Source organism: Luteimonas padinae, assembly GCF_014652935.1.
Classification (GTDB): Bacteria; Pseudomonadota; Gammaproteobacteria; order Xanthomonadales; family Xanthomonadaceae; genus Luteimonas; species Luteimonas padinae.
The window spans coordinates 43,421-66,287 of the sequence record NZ_BMZT01000011.1; the positions used below are offsets into that span (position 1 = coordinate 43,421).

Sequence of the window (22,867 nt, forward strand, 5' to 3'; positions counted from 1 at the left end):
GCGTCGCCGGGGTGCGTCCGTGAGCCGCCGCCTGCCGATCATCCACGGCGTCAGCGAGTCCGACGCCGGCCCCTATCGGCTCGAACGCCTGGACCTGGAATTCGCCAACGGCGAGCGCCGACGCTACGAGCGCCTGCACGGCCGCGGCCACGGTGCCGTCGTGGTGGTGCCGCTGATCGACGCCGACACCGTGCTGCTGGTGCGCGAGTACGCCGCCGGCGTGCACCGCTACGAGCTGGGCCTGGTCAAGGGCCGCATCGACGCCGGCGAGACCCCGCTGCAGGCGGCCGACCGCGAGCTGAAGGAAGAAGCCGGCTACGGTGCCCGCAGGCTCGACGCGCTGCGTGCGCTCACCCTCGCGCCCACCTACATGAGCCACTCCACCCACCTCGTGCTCGCCCGCGACCTCTACCCCGAGCGCCTGCCCGGCGACGAACCGGAGGAGCTGGAAGTGGTGCCGTGGAAGCTCGACCGCCTGCACGAGCTGATCCTGCGCGAGGACTTCTCGGAAGGCCGCTCGATCGCGGCGCTGTTCATCGCCCGCGACTGGCTGCAGCACCATGCTGGATGAGGTCCTGCGCGAAGGCGTGATCGCCATCGCCCGCGACGCCGGCGGCGCGATCATGGCGGTGCACGACGGCGACGACTTCGCCGTGCGCGCCAAGGCCGACGCCAGCCCGGTCACCGCCGCCGACCTGGCCGCGCACCGCTGGATCGTCGACGGCCTGGCGCGGCTGACACCGGAGATCCCGGTGCTGTCGGAGGAGTCCGCACACACGGTCGCGCTGGAACAGCGCCGCGGCTGGACGCGCTTCTGGCTGGTCGACCCGCTCGACGGCACCCGCGAGTTCCTGAAGCGCAACGGCGAGTTCACCGTCAACATCGCGCTCATCGAAGACGGCGTGCCGGTCTTCGGCGTGATCCAGTCGCCGGTCAGCGGCGCCGTCTGGCACGGCGCGCCCGGGCAGGGCGCCTTCCGCCGCGACGGCGACGCCGAGCGCGCCATCGCCACCCGCCGCCCCGCCACCGCACCGCTGCGCGTGGCCGCCAGCCGCTCCCACCTCGACCCGCGCACCGCGGCGCTGCTGGCCCGCATCGGCGAGCACGAAAGCATCGGCCTGGGCTCCTCGCTCAAGTTCTGCCTGCTCGCCGAAGGCGGCATGGACGCCTACCCGCGCATGGGCCCGACCAGCGAATGGGACACCGCCGCCGGCCAGGCCATCCTCGAAGCCGCCGGCGGCTGCGTGCTGGACCTCCGCGGTCGCCCCTTCCGCTACAACCAGCGCGACACCCTCCTCAACGGCGACTTCATCGCGCTTGGCGATCCGGCGCTGCCGTGGCAAGAGTGGGTCAAAGAGCTTTTTGCCACGGATGGACGCGGATGAACGCGGATTTGCGCGGATAGAGCAAAGGCAGGAGAAAAAGCTTTCTTGGCCACGGATTTACGCGGATTACGCGGATCCGGCTGAGGCAAGGTTGTGGCAGAAAGCCCATCTGAAGAAAAAGCGGGTGCAGCGCGCGGTGTCGGCACTGGCCTCGGCCAGATCCGCGTAATCCGCGTAAATCCGTGGCAAAAAATGCTCTCCGCTTTTCCAGCCCTTTTCGCCTTACCCGTGTAAATCCGCGTTCATCCGCGTCCATCCGCGGCAAACACTTTCAAAGGAGTCCCGAAGTGTCCGACCAGCTGCAAAGGTTGCTGGGGATCATGGCCCGGCTGCGCGATCCCGATGGCGGGTGTCCCTGGGACCTGGCGCAGGATTTCTCGACCATCGCGCCGTACACGATCGAGGAGGCCTACGAGGTCGCCGATGCGATCGATCGGGGCGACATGCACGGCCTGCGCGATGAACTGGGCGACCTGCTGCTGCAGGTGGTGTTCCATGCACAGATGGCCGAAGAGGCCGGTGACTTCGCCTTCGATGACGTGGCCCGGGCGATCGCGGACAAGATGGAGCGCCGGCATCCGCACGTCTTCGGTGATGCCGATCGTGAAGACGCCGAGGCGGTGCGCGCGAGCTGGGAGGAGATCAAGCGTGCCGAACGCGCCGCCGCCGGCGATGAAGACACGTCAGCGCTAGCCGGCATCTCGCGAGGCCTGCCCGAATGGCAGCGTGCGGTGAAGCTGCAGGCGCGTGCCGCGCGCGTCGGCTTCGACTGGCCGGGGCCTGGGCCGGTGCTGGACAAGCTGGCCGAAGAACTCGGCGAAGTCCGCGTCGAGTTCGATGCCCTGGCCGCCGCGCCGGACGACGCCGGCGCCCGCGCGCGGCTCGAAGACGAGCTCGGCGACCTGCTGTTCGTCGCCGCCAACCTGGCGCGGCATGCGAAGGTCGACGTCGGCGCGGCGCTGCGGCGGGCCAACCACAAGTTCGAACGCCGGTTCCGCGCGATGGAGGCCCTGGCATCGGCCGAAGGCACGCCGCTGCCGGAGCGGACGCTCGACGCGCAGGACGCGCTCTGGTCGCGGGTCAAGGATGCCGAGCGCGCCGATGGCGGCTGAGGCATCATCGGGCGGTCGGCCACACCGGGAGGCGGCATGGCCCGCTTCGCAAGCTTCCGCGAGTTCTATCCGTACTACCTCGACGAACACCGCAACCGGACGTCGCGGCGCCTGCACTTCATCGGCAGCTGCGGGGCGCTCGCCTTCGTCGCCGTGACGCTCGCCACCGGCAACGCCTGGTGGCTGCTGGCGGCGCTGGCCTGCGGCTATGCCCTGGCCTGGGTCGGCCACTTCTTCTTCGAGAAGAACCGGCCGGCGACCTTCCGGCATCCGCTGTATTCCTTCGCGGGCGACTGGGTGATGTTCCGCGACATCCTCGCCGGCCGCATTCCGTTCTGATCTTCACGCGCTCTGGACAGGCCACCCGGCAGCCTTTCACAAAGCTGAAGACTGTCCTGCTGGAGGACTCATGCGCGGATCGCAGGAACCCGGTGGCCTCGTCCTGATCGTCGAGGACAACCGGAACATTTCGGAAATGGTGGGTGAATACCTCGAAAGCCGCGGCTTCGAGGTGGACTATGCGGCCGACGGCCTTGATGGCTACAGGCTGGCGAGCGAGAACAACTACGACGTGATCGTGCTCGACCTGATGCTGCCGCGCCTGGACGGCATCGAGGTCTGCAAGCGCCTGCGCGAGGAAGCGCGCAAGTCGACGCCGGTGCTGATGCTGACCGCCCGCGACACGCTGGACGAGAAGCTGACCGGTCTCGGCGCCGGCGCCGACGACTACCTGGTCAAGCCCTTCGCGGTGCAGGAGCTGGAGGCCCGGCTGCGCGCGCTGATCCGGCGCGAGCGCCGCCAGGTGGGCTCGGAAGTGCTCAAGGTCGCCGACCTGGTGCTCGATCCGGCCAGCCTGCGCGCGACGCGTTCGGGTACCGAGCTGCAGCTGTCGCCGATCGGGCTCAAGCTGCTGACGATCCTCATGCGGGAGTCGCCGCGGGTGGTGAACCGGCAGGAGATCGAGCGCGAGATCTGGGGCAACAGCCTGCCGGACTCGGACACGCTGCGCAGCCATCTCTACAACCTGCGCAAGACCATCGACAAGCCCTTCGACAAGCCGCTGCTGCACACCGTGCAGAGCGCCGGCTACCGGATCGCCGACATCGAGCAGCCGCCCGCCTGAGGGCGGCGGATCCGCTGATGCCCCAAGGACTACCGCGCAAGCTGCGGCGCGTGTTCGTGCTGCAGGCCGTGTTGGCGATCATCGCGGTCGTCACGTGCATGTACGTGGCGACCGTGTTCGCGCGCGGCCAGATCGCGTCCGACTGGATGCAGGCCGAAGCGGACCGCTTCTGGCAGGAGCTTGCGCGGGACCCCGCCTATCCGCCGCCCTGGACGCAGTCGGTGAACGGCTACTTCGTGCCCGAGGGCGCCGATGCGCTGGCGCTGGGGGTGCCCGCCACCTTCGTCGAGGCAGGGCCCGGCCGCCACCTGCTGCGCGAACCCGGGCCCTCGCAGCGGCTGCTGGTCCAGGACGGTCCCGGCGGCCGGCTCTACCTGCGGGTCACCTTCCACCTGATGGACCGCGTGGGAAGCTGGTCGCTGGTGATCGCGGCCCTGGTGGCGATGGGGGCGATCGGCGCCGTCAGCTGGCTGAGCTACCGGATCGCGCGCCGGATGGTGCTCCCGGTGACCGCGATGGCGAGCGAGGTCGCGCACTGGGATCCGCGCCAGCCGGACCTCGACGCCATCGAGCCGGGACAGCTCCCGGGCGAGGTCGGACGCGAGGTCCGGCTGCTGGGCGGTGCCATCCGCGGCCTGGCCGAGCGGAGCCAGTCGTTCATCCGCCGCGAGCGCGACTTCACGCGCGAGGCGAGCCACGAACTGCGCACGCCGCTGACCGTGGTGCGCGTGGCGACCGACATGCTCCGCCGCGACCCCGAACTGCCGCCGAGGATGCAGCGCTCGCTGGACCGGGTGCAGGTGGCCGCGCGCGACATGGAGGCCGTCGTCGACGCCCTGCTGATCCTGGCGCGGGAGGACGAGCCGGTCGCGACCGAGGAAGTCGAGGTGCTCGAGGTGGCGGCGGAAGCCGTCCGCATCGGCACCGTGCTGCTCGACGAGCTGGGGAACTCCGCGGTCGTCGACCTGACACTGGTCGAGCGCGCCACGCCGGTCCTGTCCGGGTCGCGGCGGGCGATGGCGGTGATCCTCGAGCAGCTGGTGCGCAATGCCTGCACCTTCACCGCTGCCGGCCGCATCGAAGTCGTCGTCGGCGACGACCGCGTCGAGGTCAACGATACCGGCGTCGGGATGGATCGCGACGTGCTGGAACGCGTCTTCGAACCGTTCTACCGCGCCGACCAGTACGTGGGCGGCCGCGGCCTCGGCCTCGCGGTGGTGCGCCGCCTCGCGGGGCGGTTCAACTGGACGATCTCGATCGACAGCACGCCCGGGCAGGGCACCCGGGTCACGCTGAAGTTTCCGCGCGCACGCTAGCGGTCAACCGCCGTCGCACTGGTGCGTTAGGCTCCCTGACCCCAGCCGGACCCCGTACCGCATGAGCCCACGTCCCAAGCGCGCCGACAGGCGCTCCCGCAAGCCGATCGCCGTCGTCGTTGCCGTGTTCCTGGCCGTGGCGGCGGGTGGCTGGTACCTCGTCCAGCGCGACGCCGATGCGGAGGCCGGGACCTGGCGCACCGTCGAGGTCGAGCAGGGCGACATCCGCGTCGCGATCTCCGCCACCGGCACGCTGAGCGCGATCTCGACCGTGGTCGTGGGCAGCCAGATCTCGGGCCAGGTCACCGACGTGCTGGTCGACTTCAACGACAAGGTCGAACAGGGGCAGGTGATCGCGAAGATCGACCCCAGCAGCTACCAGGCGCAGATCGAACAGGGCTCGGCGCAGATCGCCAACGCCCGGGCCAGCCTGGCCCAGGCCCAGGCCAGCCTGAAGAACGCCGAGCTCGACTACCGCCGCAAGGCGGAGCTCGGCGACCGCCAGCTGGTCGCGCGGAGCGATGTCGACCTGGCGCGCGCGGCGCTCGACCAGGCGCGCGCGCAGGTGGCCTCGGCGCAGGCCCAGATCGGCCAGCAGACGGCGGCCACGCAGACCACGCGCATCAACCTCGAGCGCACGGTGATCCGCTCGCCGGTGGATGGCGTGGTGCTCACGCGCACGATCGAGCCGGGCCAGACCGTGGCCGCGAGCCTGCAGGCGCCGGAACTGTTCACGATCGCGGAAGACCTGTCGAAGATGAAGATCGAGCTCGCGGTGGACGAGGCCGACATCGGCCAGGTCCAGCCCGGGCAGCGGGTAAGCTTCACCGCCGACGCCTTCGCCGACCGCGAGTTCTCCGGCGTAGTGGAGCAGGTGCGGCTGGCCGCGACGAACACCAGCAACGTGGTCACCTATCCCGTCGTGGTCACCGTCGACAACAGCGACGGCACGCTGCTGCCGGGGCTGACGGTCAACGCCGAGATCGAGGTCAGCCGCCGCGACGGCGTGCTCAAGGTCTCCAACGCCGCGCTGCGCTACAAGCCCACCAGCGCCGAGGGCCCGGTGGCCGCGGCGTCGGGCCGCGGCGCGCGTGCCGGCGTCACCGACGACCTGCGCCGCGAAGCCGCCGCCCTGGCGCTGGCGCCGGCGCAGCAGGCGGCCTTCGACGAGGCGATCGCCGCGATCCAGGCCCGGCAGGAGGCACGCCAGGCGGCTCCCGCGGCGCCGAGCGGCGGCGGCCCCGGTTTCGGCTCGCGCGGCGGTGGCGGAGCGCCTTCGGCGGCGATGTCCTCGCAGATCCGCCAGCGCATGCTGCAGCGCTACCGCGACGACTTCGCCGGCTTCCGCGCCAGCCTCGACGAGGACCAGGCGCGGCGCTGGGACGCGGCGGTGGCCAGCCTGGTCGGCGCCACGCGGACGACGGTATACCGCCTGTCGGGCGGCAACCCCGAGCCCGTCATGGTCCGCGTCGGCGCGTCCGACGGCACCATGACCGAGATCTCCGGCGCCGTGCAGGCCGGTGACGTGCTGGTGACCGGCGAGCGCGCGGCGCGATGAACACCGCCGTCCCGATCATCGAGACCCGCGCCCTGGGCAAGGTCTATTCGGCGGGCACCGAGGCCGAGGTCGTGGCGCTGAAGGACGTCGACCTGCGCATCGAGCGCGGCGCGTTCGTCGCCATCATGGGGCCGTCGGGTTCGGGCAAGTCGACGCTGATGAACCTCATCGGTTGCCTCGATACGCCAAGCACCGGCAGCTACCACTGCGATGGCGTCGATGTCTCCACGCTCGACGCGGAAGAGCTGGCGTCGCTGCGCCGGGAGAAGATCGGCTTCGTCTTCCAGGGCTTCCACCTGCTGCCGCGGATGAGCGCGCTCGACAATGTAGCGATGCCGCTGGCCTATGCCCGCGTGCCCCCGGACGAGCGCGCGCGCATGGCCGCCGAGGTGCTGGAGGCGGTGGGGCTGGGCGGCCGCACCGGCCACCGGCCGAACGAACTTTCGGGCGGCCAGCAGCAGCGCGTGGCGATTGCCCGCGCGCTGGTCAACCGCCCGCCGCTGCTGCTGGCCGACGAGCCCACCGGCGCGCTGGATTCGAAGACCGGCGAGGAGATCCTGGCGCTGTTCAAGCGGCTGCGCGACGAGGGCCACACGGTGGTCCTGATCACCCACGATGCCGAGGTCGCGGCGCACGCCGACCGCACCTACGTGATTCGCGACGGCGAGCTGCATCCGGAACACGCGGAGGCCGCGGCATGAAGTTCAGCGACGTCATCCGCACCGCCGTGCACGCCCTGCGCGGCAACTGGATGCGCAGCGTGCTTACCTCGCTGGGCGTGATCATCGGCATCGCCGCGGTGATCGTCATGGTGTCGGTGGGGCAGGGCACCCAGTCGGAGATCGACAAGATGGTGTCGGGGCTGGGTTCGCAGCGCCTGGACATCTCGCCGGGCTCGCGGCGCGGCCCGGGCGGCGTGCGCCAGAGCGCGTCGAGCTTCTACACGCTCACCGAAGGCGACGTCGAGGCGATCCGCAGCGACATCCCCGAGGTGCAGTACGTCTCCGGCTCGCTCAACGGCAGCACCCAGGTGGTCTACGCCGAGAACAACTGGTCCAGCCGCTGGCAGGGCGTGCAGCCCGACTACTTCGACATCAACGCCTGGACCCTCGTCGAGGGCGAGGCCTTCGATGCCCAGGACTACGGCGGTGCGGCCAAGGAAGTGATCCTGGGTGAGACCGTGCGCCGCGAGCTGTTCGGCGACGAGCCCGCGATCGGCCAGACCGTGCGCCTGGGCCGCGTGCCCTTCGTGGTCGTGGGCGTGCTCGCGCCCAAGGGGCAGGGCGGCTGGGGCCAGGACCAGGACGACGTGGTGATGGTGCCGATGCAGACCGCGCGCCGCCGGCTGCTCGGCTCCATGGGCCTGCCGCCCGGTGCCGTCATGCAGATCGCACTCACCGTGGCCGATGCCGACGACCTGGGCTACGTGCAGGGCGAGGTGGAATCGCTGCTGCGCCAGCGCCACCGTATCGCGCCGGGCGGCGAGGACGATTTCAGCGTCCGCAACATCTCCGAGATCGTGGCCACGCGCACCGCGACCACGCGGCTGATGTCGCTGCTGCTGGGCGCGGTGGCGACGATCTCGCTGATCGTGGGCGGCATCGGGATCATGAACATCATGCTGGTGTCGGTCACCGAGCGCATCCGCGAGATCGGGCTGCGCATGGCCGTGGGCGCGGGGCCGTCGGACGTGCGCCGGCAGTTCCTGGCCGAGGCGATGCTGCTGTCGCTGGTCGGCGGCGCGCTCGGCATCGTGATCGGGGTCGCGGGGGCGCTGCTGGTGGGGCGCTTCGGTGACCTGCCGGTGGTGCTGAACGGGCAGGTGGTGGGCCTGGCAGCCGGGTTTTCGGTCGCCACCGGCCTGTTCTTCGGCTACTACCCGGCGCGCAAGGCGTCGATGCTTGATCCGATCGAGGCGCTGCGCTCGCAGTAGGCACTAGGGTCGACCCCATCGGGGGCGGCCCCGGGTTGGCGGCTGCCGGCGGGAGCGGGACACTCGCTCCATCGCGGCTGCCGCCGCTCTCTGCGGGACGGAGACACCAATGACCGCCATCCACAGCATTTCCTGGGGCGACACCCTGTCCCAGATCGCGCAGCGCTACGGCACTTCGGTCAATGCGCTGATGGACGCCAACTCCCAGATCAAGGACGCGGACCTGATCTACGCCGGCGATTCGCTGAACATCCCCGGCGCGACCGGCTCGCAGGGCGGCGCGGGCGCTGCCGGGGGTCCGGGTGGGCCGGGCGGTACGACCGGCGTCGACGGCGTGAAGGGGGGCGGTCCGGTCAGCGGCAACAACGCCGCGGCGATCGCCGAGCAGTTCATCGGCCGCAACGCCGGCGAGCTGAAGTACAGCGACGAGCTGCCGATGCAGAGCTGGGTGCCGAACAACGTCAACTGCGCGAATTTCGTGTCGGCGTGCCTGCAGAAGGCCGGCCTCATCGACGCCGGCCAGGCCAGCGCCTCGGTCGACCAGCTGGCGAACAACCTCAAGGGCGATGGCTGGCAGACGGTGTCGCTGGCCAATGCCAGCCCCGGCGACGTGGTGCTGATGCAGCGCAACGGGCAGTCGCACGTGGTGCTGTTCGCGGGCTTCGAGAACGGGCAGCCGAAGTTCATCGGGTCCAACAACGTCAACGCGGACGGTTCGCAGCGCATCAGCTGGGGCGGCGCGTCGGGCAACTACGAGATCATCACCCCGCCGCGCTGATGCAGCTCGCGCCGTGGTCGACAGTGAGCCGGGTTCCGTCCCGGCTCGCTGCGTTTTGCGGACGGGGAATTGCAGGCCTGCGACGGCCCTCGGACGGCCGGCGCCAGAAACGGAACGGCGGGCGCTAGAAACCGAACAGCGCGCGCGGCGCCGCGTGTTCCTGCGGCCAGCCCAGCCAGGCCACGTCGCCCGGGCCGATGGCGAAGTCCACCACCGTCCAGTGGCCCGTTTGCGGAGCCTCCGCGGCGACGGCCGCGTCGGCGTCCTCCTGCGGCAGGCCGGCCTGGTCGCGGGCTGCCGCCTCGGCAGGAGCGGCCGGACCGGCTCCGGCTGCCACGGATTCCCGGGCGCCATCGGACGCATCGCCTGCCGCGTCGCCTTCGCGACGCAGCAGCGCCACGTAGACATCCGACATCGCGCCCTGTTCCGCCGCATCGGCGAAGCGCGTGCCAGAGACGTCGATGCGACCGCCCCCGGGGGAGCGCATGTTGCCGATCACGAAGGCCCAGTTGCCCAGGCGGTCGATGCGTTCGACCGCGAGTTCGACGTTGCGCCCGAACTCCGTGTTCAACGGCGTCATCGCGGCGCCGAGGACCGCATCGTGGACGGGATCGCCGGCCGCCAGCGGCTGCGGATTGGCCTGTGCGAACGAAGGATTCATGGCAGCTCCGAGGGCGAGGGCGGTCATCGCCCCGAGAATAACAGCGGCCTGGCGCATGCCCAGCCTCCTGGTCCGGTTGTGCGACGGCTGCATCATCGCAGGCGTGGTCTTCGCGGCGGGTGAAGTGTCAGCGCAGCCGCGGCGCGATCGCTTCCCGCCAGATGCCGTAGCCGCGCGCGTTCATATGCAGCCGGTCGGCGATGAACAGCTCGCCGCGCGGTTGGCCCGATGCGTCGAGCATCGGCGTGGCGACGTCGATGTAGCCCGTCCCGGGCTGGCCGCGCAGCCAGGCCTCGACCCTTGCGTTGGCCTCCCGTTGCAGCGGCAGCTGCGCGAAGCGCGCGGGACTGGGTTTGATCGAGACCCAGAGGATGCGGGTGTCCGGCAGCGCCGCCCGCAGCCGCGCGACCAGCAGACGCGTGTCCGCCAGCACCTGCGCGGGCGTGCGCCCGGCGTCGATGTCGTTCTCGCCGGCATAGAGCAGCAGGACGCGCGGGCGGTAGCGAATGGCGACCTGGTCCGCGTGCCATGCCAGATCGCGCACCTGGGAGCCGCCGAACCCGCGGTTGAGCACGGGCGTCCGGGGGAAATCCGCGCGCAGCGAATCCCACATCCGGAACGAGGAACTGCCGGCGAAGACCACCGGGTGGGGCGGCGGCGGGTGCGCTTCGTCCCGGGCCGCGAACCGCGCCATGTCCGCCTGCCAGTCCGGCGAGGAGACCGGATCCAGATGCCCGGCGAGCGGCGCGGACGCCGTCGTCGAGCCTGCGGCCGGCGTCTCCGGCTGCGTGGCGCAGGCGCCAGGCAGCAGCGCCAGGACGACACAGGCCAAGGCGGCCGCGGCGCGCGGGATGGAGATGCGCGGGCCGGTGGCGCGCGTGCGGCTGGGGCGATCCATGGATGGACTCCGGGCAGGGGCCTGCGGCCAGTGGAGCAGCGCGCGTCCCCGGGCACAACCGGGGGCGACCGGCCGCGCACGCCGCCTTGTGGCAAAATTGCCCGCTTACTGGTCGGACGCGGCGCTGATTCGCATGCAGTTCCCATCCCCGTGGTGCCCGGAGGGCAGCCGCATCCCCGCCGCCGGCCTCGCTGGCGCCCTGCCGGTCGCGCCAACGCGCTCCAGCGGTTGGCGCTGAGCAGGGAAGACGATGGCCGACGAAACCGGACACCTGCCCCGCGGTCCCGCGCGCATGTTCAAGGCGACCGTCTGGTCGCTGCAGGGGCTGCGCGCCGCCTGGCTGCACGAGTCCTCGTTCCGGCTCGAGGTCTACCTGTTCGTGGTGCTGGCACCCCTCGGCTGGTGGCTGGGGCAGGACGGCGTGGAGCGCGCGCTGCTGGTGGGCTGCCTGATGCTGGTGCTGGCCATCGAACTGCTGAACTCCGCCATCGAAGCCGTGATCGGCCGCTATGGCGACGAACACCACGAACTCGCGGGGCGCGCCAAGGACATGGGCTCGGCCGCCGTGTTCGTGCTGATGCTCAATGTGCTGCTGGTGTGGGGCGCGATCCTGCTGCCACGCCTGCCATGACCGCCGTGCACGCCACGGCACCCGTTTCCCGAAGGACAAGCAAGCCATGATCGAACTCATCACCGACCCGCAGGTGTGGATCCTGCTGGTCACGCTGGCCACGATCGAGATCGTGCTCGGCATCGACAACCTGGTGTTCATCTCGATCGCGGTCAGCCGCCTGCCCGCGGAGCGGCGCGAGTTCGCGCGCAAGTTCGGCATCGCGGTGGCCTGCATCACGCGCCTGGGCCTGCTGCTGACCCTGGCCTGGCTGGCCGGGCTGACCAGCGACCTGTTCACGCTGTTCGGGCAGGGCATCTCGGTCCGCGACCTGGTGCTGATCCTGGGCGGCCTGTTCCTGATCGTGAAGGGCGCGATGGAGATCCGCTCGCTCGTGGCGGGCGAGCACGAGGACGTGGACGGCATGGGCAAGGCCGCGACCTCGTTCGCCATGGTCATCACCCAGATCGCGATCATCGACATCGTGTTCTCACTCGACTCGGTGATCGCCGCGGTGGGCATGGCCGGCGACTACATCCCGGTGATGGTCGCGGCGATCCTGGTCGCGGTCGGCGTGATGCTGCTGGCGGCCGAACCGCTGGGCCGCTTCATCGACAACAACCCGACGGTCAAGATGCTGGCGCTGGCGTTCATCGTGCTGATCGGTGTGTACCTGCTCACCGAGGGCTTCGACCTGCACATCCCGCGCGCCTACATCTACGGTTCGATGGCCTTCTCGGCCTTCGTCGAGGGCCTGAACCTGTGGGCCAAGCGCCGCGCCCTGAGGGGCGTGGCCAACGAGTGAGCGACGCGGCATGAGCCTCCTGCACCTGGTCGACCCGATCGCGCTCCAGTCGCCCGCCTTCGAGCTGGCGGGGCGAACCTTCCAGCCCGGGGTCCACTGGTACGGGCTGATGTATGCGCTGGCCTTCCTCAGCGCCTGGCTGCTCGGCCGTTCGCGGATCCGCGCCGGGCGCCTGCCCGGCGTCGACGAGGCCGGCTTCGGTGACCTGATGTTCTACGGCATGCTCGGCGTGGTGCTGGGCGGCCGCATCGGCTACGTGCTGTTCTACTCGTTCGGTGATTTCCTCGCCAACCCGCTGATGCTGGTGAAGGTCTGGGAAGGCGGCATGAGCTTCCATGGCGGCCTGCTGGGCGTGCTGCTGGCCAGCTGGCTGTGGTCGCGCCAGCGCCGGCTGCACTTCATGGACACGATGGACTTCGTGGCGCCGCTGGTGCCGCTGGGGCTGGGCTTCGGCCGCATCGGCAACTGGATCGGCGGCGAGCTCTGGGGTAAGCCCACCGACCTGCCCTGGGCCACGGTGTTCCGCAGCGCGCTGCCGCAGGACCTTGCTTACCTCGACGACGCCGCGCTGCGTGCGCTGCACCAGGCCGGGCAGCTCGAGCCTTACGCGCGCCACCCCTCGCAGCTGTACCAGGCCGTCCTCGAGGGCGTGGCGATGTTCGCGGTGCTGTGGTGGTTCTCCCGCCGGCCGCGCCCGCGCTACGCCGTGGCCGGCATGTTCGCGCTGCTGTACGGCGCGTTCCGCTTCCTGGTCGAGTTCGTGCGCGAGCCCGACGCGCACATCGGCTACCTCGCCTTCGGCTGGCTGACGATGGGGCAGGTGCTGAGCACGCCGCTGATCCTGCTGGGCCTGTACTGGCTGTGGTGGTCGCGCCGCACCCCCACCCTGCAACCCGCCCCCCCGCCCACCGCCCCCTTGTAGGAGCAGCTACAGCTGCGACCCGCATCCCGCCGCCGCGGCAGCGCCCTCCGACCCGACAGACGAGGCCACCCCATGCGCCAGTACCTCGACCTCCTCCGCCACGTCCTCGAGCACGGCACAGAAAAGGCCGACCGCACCGGCACCGGCACGCGCAGCGTCTTCGGCTGGCAGATGCGCTTTGACCTGGCCGAAGGCTTCCCGCTGGTCACCACCAAGAAGCTGCACCTGCGGTCGATCATCCACGAGCTGCTGTGGTTCCTGCAGGGCGAGACCAACATCGCCTACCTGCGCGAGAACAAGGTCTCGATCTGGGACGAGTGGGCCGACGCCGAAGGCGAACTTGGACCGGTCTATGGCAAGCAGTGGCGGCGCTGGGCCGCAGGCGACGGCCGCGAGATCGACCAGATCCGCTGGGTGGTGGACGAGATCCGCCGCAACCCCGATTCGCGCCGGCTGATCGTCAGTGCCTGGAACGTGGCCGACCTGCCGGCGATGGCGCTGATGCCCTGCCACACCATGTTCCAGTTCTACGTGGTCGACGGGAAGCTGAGCTGCCAGCTCTACCAGCGCAGCGGCGACATCTTCCTCGGCGTGCCCTTCAACATCGCCAGCTATGCGCTGCTCACCCACATGGTGGCGCAGGCCACGGGCCTTGGCGTGGGCGACTTCGTGCACACGCTGGGCGATGCGCACCTGTATTCGAACCACTACGACCAGGCGCGGGAGCAGCTGGCGCGCGAGCCGCGGCCGCTGCCGAGGCTGGCGTTGAACCCCGCGATCCGCGACATCTTCGACTTCAGCTACGAGGACATCGCGATCGAAGGCTACGACCCGCTGCCGGCGATCAAGGCGCCGGTGGCGGTCTGAGCGCGGCGCGATGGCGGCCAGCGCCGCGACGCGTGTGCCGATCGACCTGGTCGTGGCGATGGACCGCGCGCGCGCCATCGGTCGCGACAACGGCCTGCCCTGGCATTTGCCCGACGACCTCGCGCGCTTCAAGGCGCTGACCCTCGGGCGGACCCTGCTCATGGGCCGCCGGACGGCCGAGTCGCTGGGGCGGGCGCTGCCGAAGCGCCGCAACCTCGTGCTGACCCGCAGCGGCCGCGTGCCGTTCGCCGGCATGGAGGCGGTGGGGTCGCTGGACGAGGCGCTTGCCCTGGCGGGCGCGGACGGGCTCGGCGTGATCGGCGGCGGCGAGGTCTATGCGCTCGCGCTGCCGCGGGCGTCGGTGCTGCACATCACCCACGTCGACACCCTCGTCGACGATGCCCACGCCTTCTTCCCGCCATTCGACGCGCACGAATGGCGCGCGGTGGCGCGCGAGCCGCACCCGGCCGACGACCGCCACGCCTTCGCCTTCGAGTTCGTCGAGTACCGGCGCGCCTGAGCCGCGCGCCGCGCCGCTCAGTCCGGCTTCGGCCGTCCCGGCACCTGCACCACGCACAGCGCCTCGCTGTCCAGGCGCAGCGCGGTGAGCTTGCCGCCCCAGACCGCGCCGGTGTCGATCGCATGGATGCCGTGGCCGATGAACAGCCCCAGCGAGGACCAGTGGCCGCAGGCCAGCTTCAGCCCGCGCTCGACCCGGCCCGGCACTTCGTACCAGGGATAGAGCCCCGGCTGCTGCGTGCCCGGCGCGCCCTTCTCCTCGAACGCGATGCGTCCGCGCGGGCTGCAGTAGCGCATGCGGGTGAAGATGTTGATGATCGCGCGCAGCCGGTCGGTGCCGCGCAGGCCGGGCGACCACGCCGGGCGATCGCCGTACATGTTGCGCAGCAGTCCCTGGCGATTGTTCCCCTGTAGCACGCGCTCTACTTCGGCGGCCATGGCCAGGGCGTCGTCTGCGGTCCACTTCGGCGCCAGGCCGGCGTGCACCATCATCCAGCCGAGCTCGCGGTCGGCGTGCACCAGCGGCTGCGTGCGCAGCCAGTCGAGCAGCTGGTCGCGGTCGGGCGCGAACAGCACGCGCTGCAGGTCGGGGTTGACCTTGCGCTGGTCGGCCTCGCGGCGTTCGGCGATCGCCAGCAGCGAGAGGTCGTGGTTGCCGAGCACCGTCACCGCGCTCTCGCGCAGCGAATGCACCAGGCGCAGGGTCTCCAGCGACTCGCCGCCGCGGTTGACCAGGTCGCCGCAGAACCACAGCCGGTCGCGCGCCGGATCGAACGCGATGCGCTCGAGCAGTCGCTCGGTAGGCCCCAGGCAGCCCTGGAGGTCGCCGATCGCCCAGACGGCCATGTCAGTGCAGGGTGCGCGGGACGGCGAGGGTGAAGGGCGGGATCGGCGCGTCGAAGCGGGTGCCGTCGTCGCCCACCATGCCGTAGCTGCCTTCCATCGTGCCGACGGCGGTCTCGAGCACCGCGCCGGAGGTGTAGGTGAACTGGTCGCCGGGCTCGATGCGCGGCTGCTCGCCGACCACGCCTTCTCCGCGCACTTCCTCAACGTGGCCGTTGCCGTCGGTGATCACCCAGTGCCGGTCCAGCAGCTGCGCCGCGCGCTGTCCGAGGTTGCGGATGCGGATGGTGTAGGCGAAGACGTAGCGGTCGTCCTCAGGCGCCGATTCCTCGGGCAGGAATCGCGTCGCGATCTGGATCTCCAGGGTGTAGTCGGGGGTGTCGTCCATGGCGACGAGTGTAAGCGCTGCGCGTGAATACCGGGACTAGGTGCGCGCGAGGGAATTCGCGAGGCGGATGAACTCCGCGACCTCGAGCTGCTCGGCACGACGCGTCGGATCGATGCCGGCGGCGATGATCGCCTCGGCGTCGCACAGCGGCTGCAGCGCATTGCGCAGGGTCTTGCGGCGCTGGCCGAAGGCCGCGCGCACGACGGCGGCGAAGCGCGCCGGGTCGTCGATGCCGACTTCGGCGGGGTCGCGCGGGACCAGCCGCACCACTGCGGAATCGACCTTCGGCGGAGGCCTGAATGCGCCGGGCCCGACGTCGAACAGCGCGGTGACCCGGCACCAGGCCTGCAGCATCACGCTCAGGCGCCCGTAGACCTTGCTGCCGGGCGCGGCGGCCATGCGGTCGACCACTTCCTTCTGCAGCATGAAGTGCATGTCGCGTACCACGGCGGCGTGCTCGAGCGCGTGGAACAGGATCGGCGAGGACAGGTTGTAGGGCAGGTTGCCGACCAGGCGCAGCGGCGTGCCGCCGGCCAGCGCGGTGAAGTCGACATCGAGCACGTTGGCGTGGATCAGCGTCAGCTCGCCGTGGTCGCGCGCGCGCACCGTGAGCGGCGCCAGCAGGTCGCGGTCGAACTCGATCGCGGTGAGGCTGCCGTGGCGGTCGAGCAGCGGGAAGGTCATCGCGCCCTGGCCGGGACCGATCTCGACGATGCGGTCGCCGGGCTTCGGGTCCACGGCCAGGACGATGCGGTCGACCACCCCGCGCTCGTGCAGGAAGTGCTGGCCGAGGGCCTTCTTGGCGGGCTCGCGGAAGTGGCCGTCGTGGCCGTCGTGCTGGGTCATGGCGTGGGGTTCCGTGCCGCGCGCGTGGCGGCCAGGCGGGTGCAGGCGTCGATGGCGGCAAACAGGCTGGAAGGATCGGCCCGGCCGGTGCCGGCGAGGTCGAAGGCGGTGCCGTGGTCGACCGCGACGCGCGGCCAGGGCAGGCCGAGGCTGATGTTGACCGCCTGCTCGAAGCCGGCGTGCTTGAGTACCGGCAGGCCTTGGTCGTGGTACATCGCCAGGATCGCGTCGAAGCGCGCGAGCTTCGCCGGCAGGAAGGCGGTGTCGGCGGGCAGCGGGCCTTCCAGGCGCAGGCCTTCTTCGCGCAGGCGCTCGAGGACCGGGATGATGGTGTCGAGCTCCTCGCGCCCGAGGTGGCCATCCTCGCCGGCGTGCGGGTTCAGGCCGAGCACCGCGACGCGCGGATCCCCGATGCCGAAGTCGTCGCGCAGGGCGGCGTGCAGGACGCGCAGGCTGCGCTCCAGCAGCGCCGGGGTCAGCGCGTCGGCGACCTCGCGCAGCGGCATGTGCACCGTGGCCAGTGCCACGCGCATCGTGGGATTGGCCAGCATCATCACCACCTCGCGGCCTGCGTGCGCGGCCAGCAGGCCGGTGGTGCCGGTGTAGGCGATGCCGCCGTCGTTGATCGCGGCCTTGTGCACGGGGCCGGTGACCATGCCATGGCACCGGTTCGCGGTGCAGGCATCGGCGGCGGCAAGCAGGGCGGCGATGGTGGAGGTGGCGTTGGCGGCGGCGGGATGGCCGGGTTCGACGGCGGCCGCGCCGGGCAGGTGGTGTAGCGCGAAGCGGCCACCGGGAGCGGAGAGGGTGTCCGGAGCCTGTCGCTCCAGCGGAAGCCCGATGCGCTGCGCGGCCGAGAGCAGCACGTCCGCATCGCCGAAGAGTTCGAGGTCCGCGGCCCAGGGCCGCTGCAGTGCGCGGACGCACAGCTCCGGCCCGACGCCGGCCGGTTCACCCGGGACCAGCGCGAGCCGGGGGCGCTGCACCTCAGCTGCCGTCGGTAACGCCGGCGACGCCCGCCGCCGGGCGGATGTCGATATAGGCCTCGCTGCGCATCTCCCGCAGGAAGCGGTTCCACTCGTCCTCGAGCTTGCGCTGGCCGATCATCTCGCGCATCTGGTTGCGGCGGTTCTCGGCGCCGACGTCGGTCTGGCGCGTCCCGGTCCGCTGCACGATGTGCCAGCCGGCCTGGCTGCGGAACGGCGCCGAGACTTCGCCATCCTGCAGCGCCGAGACCTGGTCGCCGAACTGCGGTCCGAAGGCCTCGTGCACGAACCAGCCGAGGTCGCCACCCTGGCCGCTGGTCACGGTGTCGTCGGAGCCGTCGCGCGCCACGGCGGCGAAGTCCTCGCCGGCGCCGACGCGGGCCCGCAGGGCGTCGATGCGCGCCTTGGCCGCGGCATCGTCGCCGCGCACCAGGATGTGCGAGGCCTGGTATTGGGTGACGTTCTGGCTGGCTCCGGACCCTGCCGCATCGCGCATGTCACGCAGCTGCAGCAGCTGGAAGCCGCTCGGGCCGCGCACGGGACCGATCACCTGACCGGCCTGCATGCCGCCGACGACGTTGGTGAACGCCGACGGGATCTCGTCGGCGCTGCGCCAGCCGAGGTCGCCGCCTTCAAGCGCGTTGGGGCCGTCGGAGTAGCGCACGGCGGCCGCCTGGAAGTCCATCTCGCCGCGATCGAGCAGCGCCTTGATGCCGTCGATCTTGTCCTGCGCCGTGGCGATCTGCTCCGGCGTCGCGCCGTTGGGCAGCGCCACCAGGATGTTGGCCAGCTGGTACTGGGTGCCGCTGGCCTGGTTGGCCAGTGCGGCATCCACCTCGCCGTCGCTGACCACGATCGAGGACTGCGCGAAGCGCTGGCGCAGGCGCTGGATGGCGAGTTCATCGGACAGCGAGGCGCGGAACTCGCTGAACGACAGCCCGTCGGCCGCGAGCTGCTGGCGCAGCTGGTCGGGGGTGAGGTTGTTCTGGCGCGCGATCGCCGCCAGCGCCGCGTCGATCTCCTCCTCGCCGACGCGCACGCCGGTCGACTTGGCGCGGGCGGTCTGGAGCTGCACCAGGATCAGCCGCTCCAGCACCTGGCGGCGCAGGACCGGGACGGGCGGCAGCTGGTCGGCGCGGTCACCGTACTGGGTGGTGATGTTGCGCACCGCGCGGTCGAGTTCGCTCTGCAGGATGACGTCCTCGTCCACGATCGCGGCGATGCCGTCGATCGGCTGGACGTCCTGGGCGAAGCCCTGGGGGACGAATGCGGTCAGGGCGAGGGCGAGGGCGAAGCGGAATTTCTTCATTGGAAAATGTCGTCGTCGGCCGAGGGCGGGTCGCCGTCGTCGTTGCGGACATCGGGCGGAGGCACCAGATACAGGTCCTCGCGGTGGTAGCCGAGGATAGCACGGCGCAGGCGGCCGGCGGTTTCGGGGCCGGCCGAGCCGAGGCCCTTGAATTCGATCTCGAGCTGGATCGCGTCGTTCATCTCGCCGCGGAAATTGCGGACGTAGCGGCGCCCGACCAGGCGCGCGGACATGCAGCAGCTGTCCCACTGCACGCCCGCGATGCCTTCCAGCAACTGGTTGTCCAGCAGCGAGTAGTAGTAGCGCCCGACCAGGCTCCAGGACGGGTTGATCGGATACAGGAACGACAGGTCGACCTGCTCCAGCAGGTCACGCTGGTTGCTGGCGTTGCGGCGGTAGCGATAGGACAGATTGACCACGCCGTCGTCGCCGATCAGGTAGCGGGTGCGGACGCTCGCCAGGTCCTCCTGGCGGCTGGCGGGATTCCAGTGATAGGTGCCGCCGATGCTCCAGCGGTCGTTGATCTCGTAGCTGGCGTCCGCGATCCAGGTCGATTTGCCCTGCGGGATCACCGGCGAGTTCGCGGTCAGTCCGACCCGCGAATCCTCGAAATAGCGGATCTGGCCGATGCTGGCCGACAGCGTCTCGCGGCCGGTTTCGGAATTGACCAGCCGCGTCGTCAGGGCCAGCGTCAGCTGGTTGGCGTCGGCCTGGCGGTCGGCGCCGGTGAAGCGGTTGTCGCGGAACAGCTGGCCCCAGCTGTACGACATGTTCTGGGTGTCGAAGCGCGGCAGCCCCAACTGGTCGCGGTAGGGCACGTACAGGTAGAACAGGCGCGGCTCGAGCGTCTGCAGATGGGATTCGCCGCGGAACAGGGTGTCGCGGTCGAAGTAGACGCCGGCGTCGACGCTGGCGATGGGAAGGCTGCGCGAGGGCGATGCATCGGCCCTGGTCCCGTTGGCGTCGCCGATCTGCCGCGCCAGGGCGTCCTCCAGCTCGTACGCGGTATGGCGCCAGGCCACGGTGGGCGTCACGAACCAGGCGCTGCCTTCCAGCGGCATCGACAGCCAGGGCTTGAAATCCACGCGGGTGCCGCCGGGCTTGGCCTCGGAATTGGCGTGCTGGAAGCGGGTGATGTCGGCGGACATGCCGGCGATGAAGCGGCTGTTGCCGAAATCGTCCTCCCAGTTGACGTAGGCGCGGGGCAGGCGGTGGTAGGGCAGGATGGTCTCGGTACGGGTGTAGTCGCCCAGCTGCCAGTAGTCCGCGTTCACGGCCGCGTCCCAGGTCCGGCCGCGGCCGTAGACGCCGACGTCGCTCTTGAACGAGAAGTTGGTCCGTCCGTTGAGGGTGCTGCTCGAATCCTCGATGTAGCGCGGATCGCTGATCCACCGAACGTTGGACCGTGCCTGCCAGCGGTCGTCGAGGTTCTGCCGGCCGCTGAAGCGGATCATGCCGCGGTTGTCCTTGCGCCGGTTCTCCTGCGGGATGCCGTCGGCGACCTCTTCCGCGCGCCCGTCGCGCGCCAGCCGGTCTGAGGGCAGCATTTCCACGTCCAGGATGCCGCGGCCACCATCGGTGCGGTAGCGGAATTCGGTGCCCAGCAGCAGGCCCCGGTTGGTCATCAGCCGCGGCTCGAGCGTCATGTCGTAGTGCGGCGCGAGGTTGAGGTAGATCGGCTGCCGCCAGTCGAAGCCGTTGCGGCTGGAATAGGAAATGCTGGGGTACAGCAGGCCGGTCTTGCGGCGGTTGTCGGTGGGGAAGGCGAAGATCGGCACGTACAGCACCGGCACCTTGCCCAGGCGCAGGGTCGCGTTGCGCGCGATGCCCTGGCCCTTGTCGTTGTCGATGTCGATGCGCTCGGCACGCAGCTCCCACCAACGGTCGTCGGGCGAGCAGGTGGAGTAGGTCGAGCCGTACAGCGAGCCCTGCGAGCCCTTCATCTCGATGCGCTCGGCGCCGCCGTTGCCGCGGCGTTCGGTGAGCTGGTAGGTGACGTCGTCGACGCGGTGGGTGTCGGCTTCCTGGTCGCCTTCCAGGTGCTTGGCCACCAGGCGCATGCCGGAGTCCTGGTAGCGCACGCGGCCGGTGGCGACGTAGGTGGAGTCCTCGGCGCGGTACTCGAGATTGTCGGCGCCCAGGAACTGGTCGCCGCGGCGCAGGGTGACGTTGCCGGAATATTCCACGCTCTCGCCGTCCACGCCCGCGAGGTTGTCGCCGGCGATGTCGGTGGGCAACGAGGCGCGGTCGCCGGGAGAGCCCGTCGCCGGCTGCGCATCCGGGAAGGCGGGCACCGACTCGATCAGCGGGCAAAGGCTCCAGTCGGGCTCGATGTCGTCGCGCGCCATCGCGCCGGGGTGGTGCACCGCCAGGACGGAGGCGATGCACAGCGGCAGCGGGAGCAGGCGGAAGGCTTGGCGCACGCAGGATTCCGGGGCGGAGAAGCGGCGGCTAGCTTGCCGCATCGCCCGGGCAGCGGCAATGCACGGCAGGTGAACGCCGGCGCGTCAGCCGGGCGGCCCGCCGGCCAGGGCGCGCACGTGGGCGACGCTGCAGTCGGCCAGCGCCTGGAGGTCGTAACCGCCCTCGAGCACCGACACCACGCGACCCCCGGCGTGCCGCGCGGCGATTTCCACGAGTTCGCCGGTGAGCCATGCGAAGTCGTCGGCCTCGAGTTCGATGTGCGCGACGGGGTCGGCGCGGTGGCCGTCGAAGCCGGCCGACACCATGACCAGCTGCGGCTCGAAGGCGTCGATGGCCGGCAGCAGGCGCTCGCGCCAGGCTTCGCGGAAGCGGGGGCTGCCGCTGCCGGGCTGCAGTGCGGCGTTGTGCACGTGCAGGCCGGCGCCGCGTTCGCGCGGGTCGCCGCTTTCGGGGAACAGCGGCATTTCGTGCGCGCTGGCGTAGAGCACGCGGTCTTCGGCCGCGAAGATCGCCTGGGTGCCGTTGCCGTGGTGGATGTCGAAATCGACCACGGCCACCCGTGCCAGGCCGTGGCGTTCAAGCGCGTGCGCGGCGCCCACGGCGACGTTGTTGAAGAGGCAGAAGCCCATGGCGTGGGCCGGGGTGGCGTGATGGCCGGGCGGGCGGACGGCGCAGAACGCCGCGTCGGATTCGCCGCCCATCACCAGGTCCACCGCGGCCACGACCGCGCCCGCCGCGCGCAGGGCCGCTTCCGGCGAGCCCGGGGACAGGACGGTGTCGGGGTCGAGCTGCATCGGGCTGGTGGGGGCGCTTTCAAGGATCGCGTGCAGCAGCAGCGGCTCGTGCACCCGCAGCAGCTGGCCACGGGTGGCGCGAGGCGCCTCCAGCCATTCGATGCCGGGGACGTGGTCGCGCAGCGCCGTCACCACCGCGCCCAGCCGGGCGGGAACCTCGATGTGTCCCGGTCCGGTGTCGTGCCCGAAGCACGCTGCGTGCGTGAACACCGGCAGCGGCTTCGCGGCCATGCTCAGCCCCGGCGGCGCTCGTGCTGCCAGGTGACTTCGCCGTGTCCGCTTTCACGGGCCAGCACGCGGCCGAGCACGAACAGCAGGTCGGACAGGCGGTTGAGGTAGCGCACGGCCTGCGGGCGCACATCCTCGACGCGGGCCAGCGCCACCGCGCAGCGCTCCGCGCGGCGGACCACCGTGCGCGCGACATGGCAGCGCGCGGAGGCTTCGCCGCCGCCGGGAAGGATGAATTCCTTCAGCGGGGGCAGGTCGGCGTTGTAGCGGTCGAGGTGCTGCTCGAGGCGGGTGACGTCGTCATCCCCGATCGCCGCATGGCCGGGGATGCAGAGCTCGCCGCCGAGGTCGAACAGCTGGTGCTGCACCGACGTCAGCAGGTCACGCACCCCGTCGGGCACGCCCGCGGCCAGCATCACGCCGATGCAGGCATTGGCCTCGTCGACGGTGCCGTAGGCCTCGACCCGGAGCGAGTCCTTGCCGATGCGGCTGCCGTCGCCGAGGCCGGTGCTGCCGTCGTCGCCGGTGCGGGTGTAGATCTTCGACAGGCGGTTGCCCATCG

The 22,867-nt window shown here is 70.8% G+C and carries 24 protein-coding genes and 1 pseudogene; 15 read left to right on the forward strand and 10 right to left on the reverse strand.

Features of this window, described 5'->3' with window-relative positions:
- Nucleotides 1-19 precede the first annotated feature (19 nt).
- The 10 genes from nudE to IE168_RS12660 all read left to right on the forward strand — a co-directional run bounded on the left by nudE (nt 20) and on the right by IE168_RS12660 (nt 9,205).
- A complete protein-coding gene (gene nudE / locus IE168_RS12615; RefSeq protein ID WP_189498782.1) occupies nt 20-571 on the forward strand; it encodes an ADP compounds hydrolase NudE in 552 nt (183 codons plus the stop codon).
- Nucleotides 561-1,385 carry a 3'(2'),5'-bisphosphate nucleotidase CysQ gene (gene cysQ / locus IE168_RS12620; RefSeq protein WP_189498784.1) on the forward strand — a complete coding sequence of 275 codons (825 nt, stop codon included), beginning with the start codon at nt 561-563 and terminating at the stop codon, nt 1,383-1,385. Before nudE ends, cysQ begins: the two co-directional genes overlap by 11 nt.
- Nucleotides 1,386-1,672: 287 nt before the next feature.
- Nucleotides 1,673-2,497, forward strand: coding sequence for a nucleoside triphosphate pyrophosphohydrolase (gene mazG / locus IE168_RS12625; protein WP_268245221.1), 825 nt, complete (start codon nt 1,673-1,675; stop codon nt 2,495-2,497).
- 36 nt (nt 2,498-2,533) lie between these two features.
- A complete protein-coding gene (locus IE168_RS12630; RefSeq protein WP_189498786.1) occupies nt 2,534-2,836 on the forward strand; it encodes an Mpo1-like protein in 303 nt (100 codons plus the stop codon).
- A 70-nt stretch (nt 2,837-2,906) separates the two neighbouring features.
- The gene (locus tag IE168_RS12635; protein WP_189498789.1) at nt 2,907-3,620 is read left to right on the forward strand and encodes a response regulator transcription factor; all 714 of its coding nucleotides are present in this window, start codon (nt 2,907-2,909) and stop codon (nt 3,618-3,620) included.
- Nucleotides 3,621-3,637: 17 nt separating this feature from the next.
- Entirely contained in the window at nt 3,638-4,936 is a 1,299-nt protein-coding gene (locus IE168_RS12640; RefSeq protein WP_189498791.1) for a sensor histidine kinase, read from the forward strand.
- Nucleotides 4,937-4,997: 61 nt separating this feature from the next.
- Nucleotides 4,998-6,494 carry an efflux RND transporter periplasmic adaptor subunit gene (locus IE168_RS12645; protein WP_189498794.1) on the forward strand — a complete coding sequence of 499 codons (1,497 nt, stop codon included), beginning with the start codon at nt 4,998-5,000 and terminating at the stop codon, nt 6,492-6,494.
- On the forward strand, nt 6,491-7,195 hold the full coding sequence (locus IE168_RS12650; protein WP_189498796.1) for an ABC transporter ATP-binding protein: 705 nt from the start codon (nt 6,491-6,493) through the stop codon (nt 7,193-7,195). Before IE168_RS12645 ends, IE168_RS12650 begins: the two co-directional genes overlap by 4 nt.
- Nucleotides 7,192-8,427: an ABC transporter permease gene (locus IE168_RS12655; protein WP_189498798.1), complete on the forward strand. Its 1,236-nt coding sequence runs from the start codon at nt 7,192-7,194 to the stop codon at nt 8,425-8,427. The genes IE168_RS12650 and IE168_RS12655 overlap by 4 nt, the downstream gene beginning before the upstream one ends.
- A gap of 109 nt (nt 8,428-8,536) precedes the next feature.
- Nucleotides 8,537-9,205, forward strand: a complete 669-nt coding sequence (locus IE168_RS12660) for a LysM peptidoglycan-binding domain-containing protein (protein ID WP_189498800.1) — start codon at nt 8,537-8,539, stop codon at nt 9,203-9,205.
- A gap of 124 nt (nt 9,206-9,329) precedes the next feature.
- Here the strand turns inward: IE168_RS12660 and IE168_RS12665 are convergent, their stop codons facing one another.
- Entirely contained in the window at nt 9,330-9,866 is a 537-nt protein-coding gene (locus IE168_RS12665) for a hypothetical protein (RefSeq protein WP_189498802.1), read from the reverse strand.
- Between the two features lie 127 nt (nt 9,867-9,993).
- Entirely contained in the window at nt 9,994-10,764 is a 771-nt protein-coding gene (locus tag IE168_RS12670) for an SGNH/GDSL hydrolase family protein (RefSeq protein ID WP_189498804.1), read from the reverse strand.
- 250 nt (nt 10,765-11,014) lie between these two features.
- Here IE168_RS12670 and IE168_RS12675 point away from each other — a divergent pair, with 250 nt between their 5' ends.
- The 5 genes from IE168_RS12675 to IE168_RS12695 all read left to right on the forward strand — a co-directional run bounded on the left by IE168_RS12675 (nt 11,015) and on the right by IE168_RS12695 (nt 14,488).
- Nucleotides 11,015-11,395 (forward strand): diacylglycerol kinase, encoded by a 381-nt coding sequence (locus tag IE168_RS12675; RefSeq protein WP_189498806.1) that lies wholly within the window; start codon nt 11,015-11,017, stop codon nt 11,393-11,395.
- 46 nt (nt 11,396-11,441) lie between these two features.
- Entirely contained in the window at nt 11,442-12,179 is a 738-nt protein-coding gene (locus IE168_RS12680; RefSeq protein WP_189498808.1) for a TerC family protein, read from the forward strand.
- Between the two features lie 10 nt (nt 12,180-12,189).
- Complete coding sequence (lgt, locus tag IE168_RS12685; RefSeq protein ID WP_189498810.1) at nt 12,190-13,101, forward strand: prolipoprotein diacylglyceryl transferase; 912 nt, start codon at nt 12,190-12,192, stop codon at nt 13,099-13,101.
- A 72-nt stretch (nt 13,102-13,173) separates the two neighbouring features.
- Entirely contained in the window at nt 13,174-13,968 is a 795-nt protein-coding gene (locus IE168_RS12690) for a thymidylate synthase (RefSeq protein ID WP_189498812.1), read from the forward strand.
- Between the two features lie 34 nt (nt 13,969-14,002).
- Nucleotides 14,003-14,488, forward strand: a complete 486-nt coding sequence (locus IE168_RS12695; protein ID WP_189498922.1) for a dihydrofolate reductase — start codon at nt 14,003-14,005, stop codon at nt 14,486-14,488.
- Here IE168_RS12695 and IE168_RS12700 read toward each other — a convergent pair.
- The 8 genes and pseudogenes from IE168_RS12700 to IE168_RS12735 form a co-directional block, all read right to left on the reverse strand.
- Nucleotides 14,412-15,333, reverse strand: a pseudogene (locus tag IE168_RS12700) (symmetrical bis(5'-nucleosyl)-tetraphosphatase); the annotation flags it as partial. The gene IE168_RS12695 and the pseudogene IE168_RS12700 sit on opposite strands and share 77 nt — an antisense overlap.
- A gap of 1 nt (nt 15,334) precedes the next feature.
- Nucleotides 15,335-15,718: a Co2+/Mg2+ efflux protein ApaG gene (apaG, locus tag IE168_RS12705; protein WP_189498817.1), complete on the reverse strand. Its 384-nt coding sequence runs from the start codon at nt 15,716-15,718 to the stop codon at nt 15,335-15,337.
- A gap of 36 nt (nt 15,719-15,754) precedes the next feature.
- Nucleotides 15,755-16,564, reverse strand: coding sequence for a 16S rRNA (adenine(1518)-N(6)/adenine(1519)-N(6))-dimethyltransferase RsmA (rsmA, locus tag IE168_RS12710; RefSeq protein ID WP_189498819.1), 810 nt, complete (start codon nt 16,562-16,564; stop codon nt 15,755-15,757).
- On the reverse strand, nt 16,561-17,550 hold the full coding sequence (gene pdxA, locus IE168_RS12715; RefSeq protein WP_189498821.1) for a 4-hydroxythreonine-4-phosphate dehydrogenase PdxA: 990 nt from the start codon (nt 17,548-17,550) through the stop codon (nt 16,561-16,563). The genes rsmA and pdxA overlap by 4 nt, the downstream gene beginning before the upstream one ends.
- A gap of 1 nt (nt 17,551) precedes the next feature.
- Nucleotides 17,552-18,859, reverse strand: coding sequence for a peptidylprolyl isomerase (locus tag IE168_RS12720; protein ID WP_189498823.1), 1,308 nt, complete (start codon nt 18,857-18,859; stop codon nt 17,552-17,554).
- Complete coding sequence (gene lptD / locus IE168_RS12725) at nt 18,856-21,282, reverse strand: LPS assembly protein LptD (RefSeq protein ID WP_189498825.1); 2,427 nt, start codon at nt 21,280-21,282, stop codon at nt 18,856-18,858. Before lptD ends, IE168_RS12720 begins: the two co-directional genes overlap by 4 nt.
- Before the next feature lie 84 nt (nt 21,283-21,366).
- Nucleotides 21,367-22,293 (reverse strand): histone deacetylase family protein, encoded by a 927-nt coding sequence (locus IE168_RS12730; RefSeq protein WP_189498924.1) that lies wholly within the window; start codon nt 22,291-22,293, stop codon nt 21,367-21,369.
- A gap of 17 nt (nt 22,294-22,310) precedes the next feature.
- On the reverse strand, nt 22,311-22,865 hold the full coding sequence (locus IE168_RS12735) for a cob(I)yrinic acid a,c-diamide adenosyltransferase (RefSeq protein ID WP_189498828.1): 555 nt from the start codon (nt 22,863-22,865) through the stop codon (nt 22,311-22,313).
- Nucleotides 22,866-22,867: the final 2 nt, after the last annotated feature.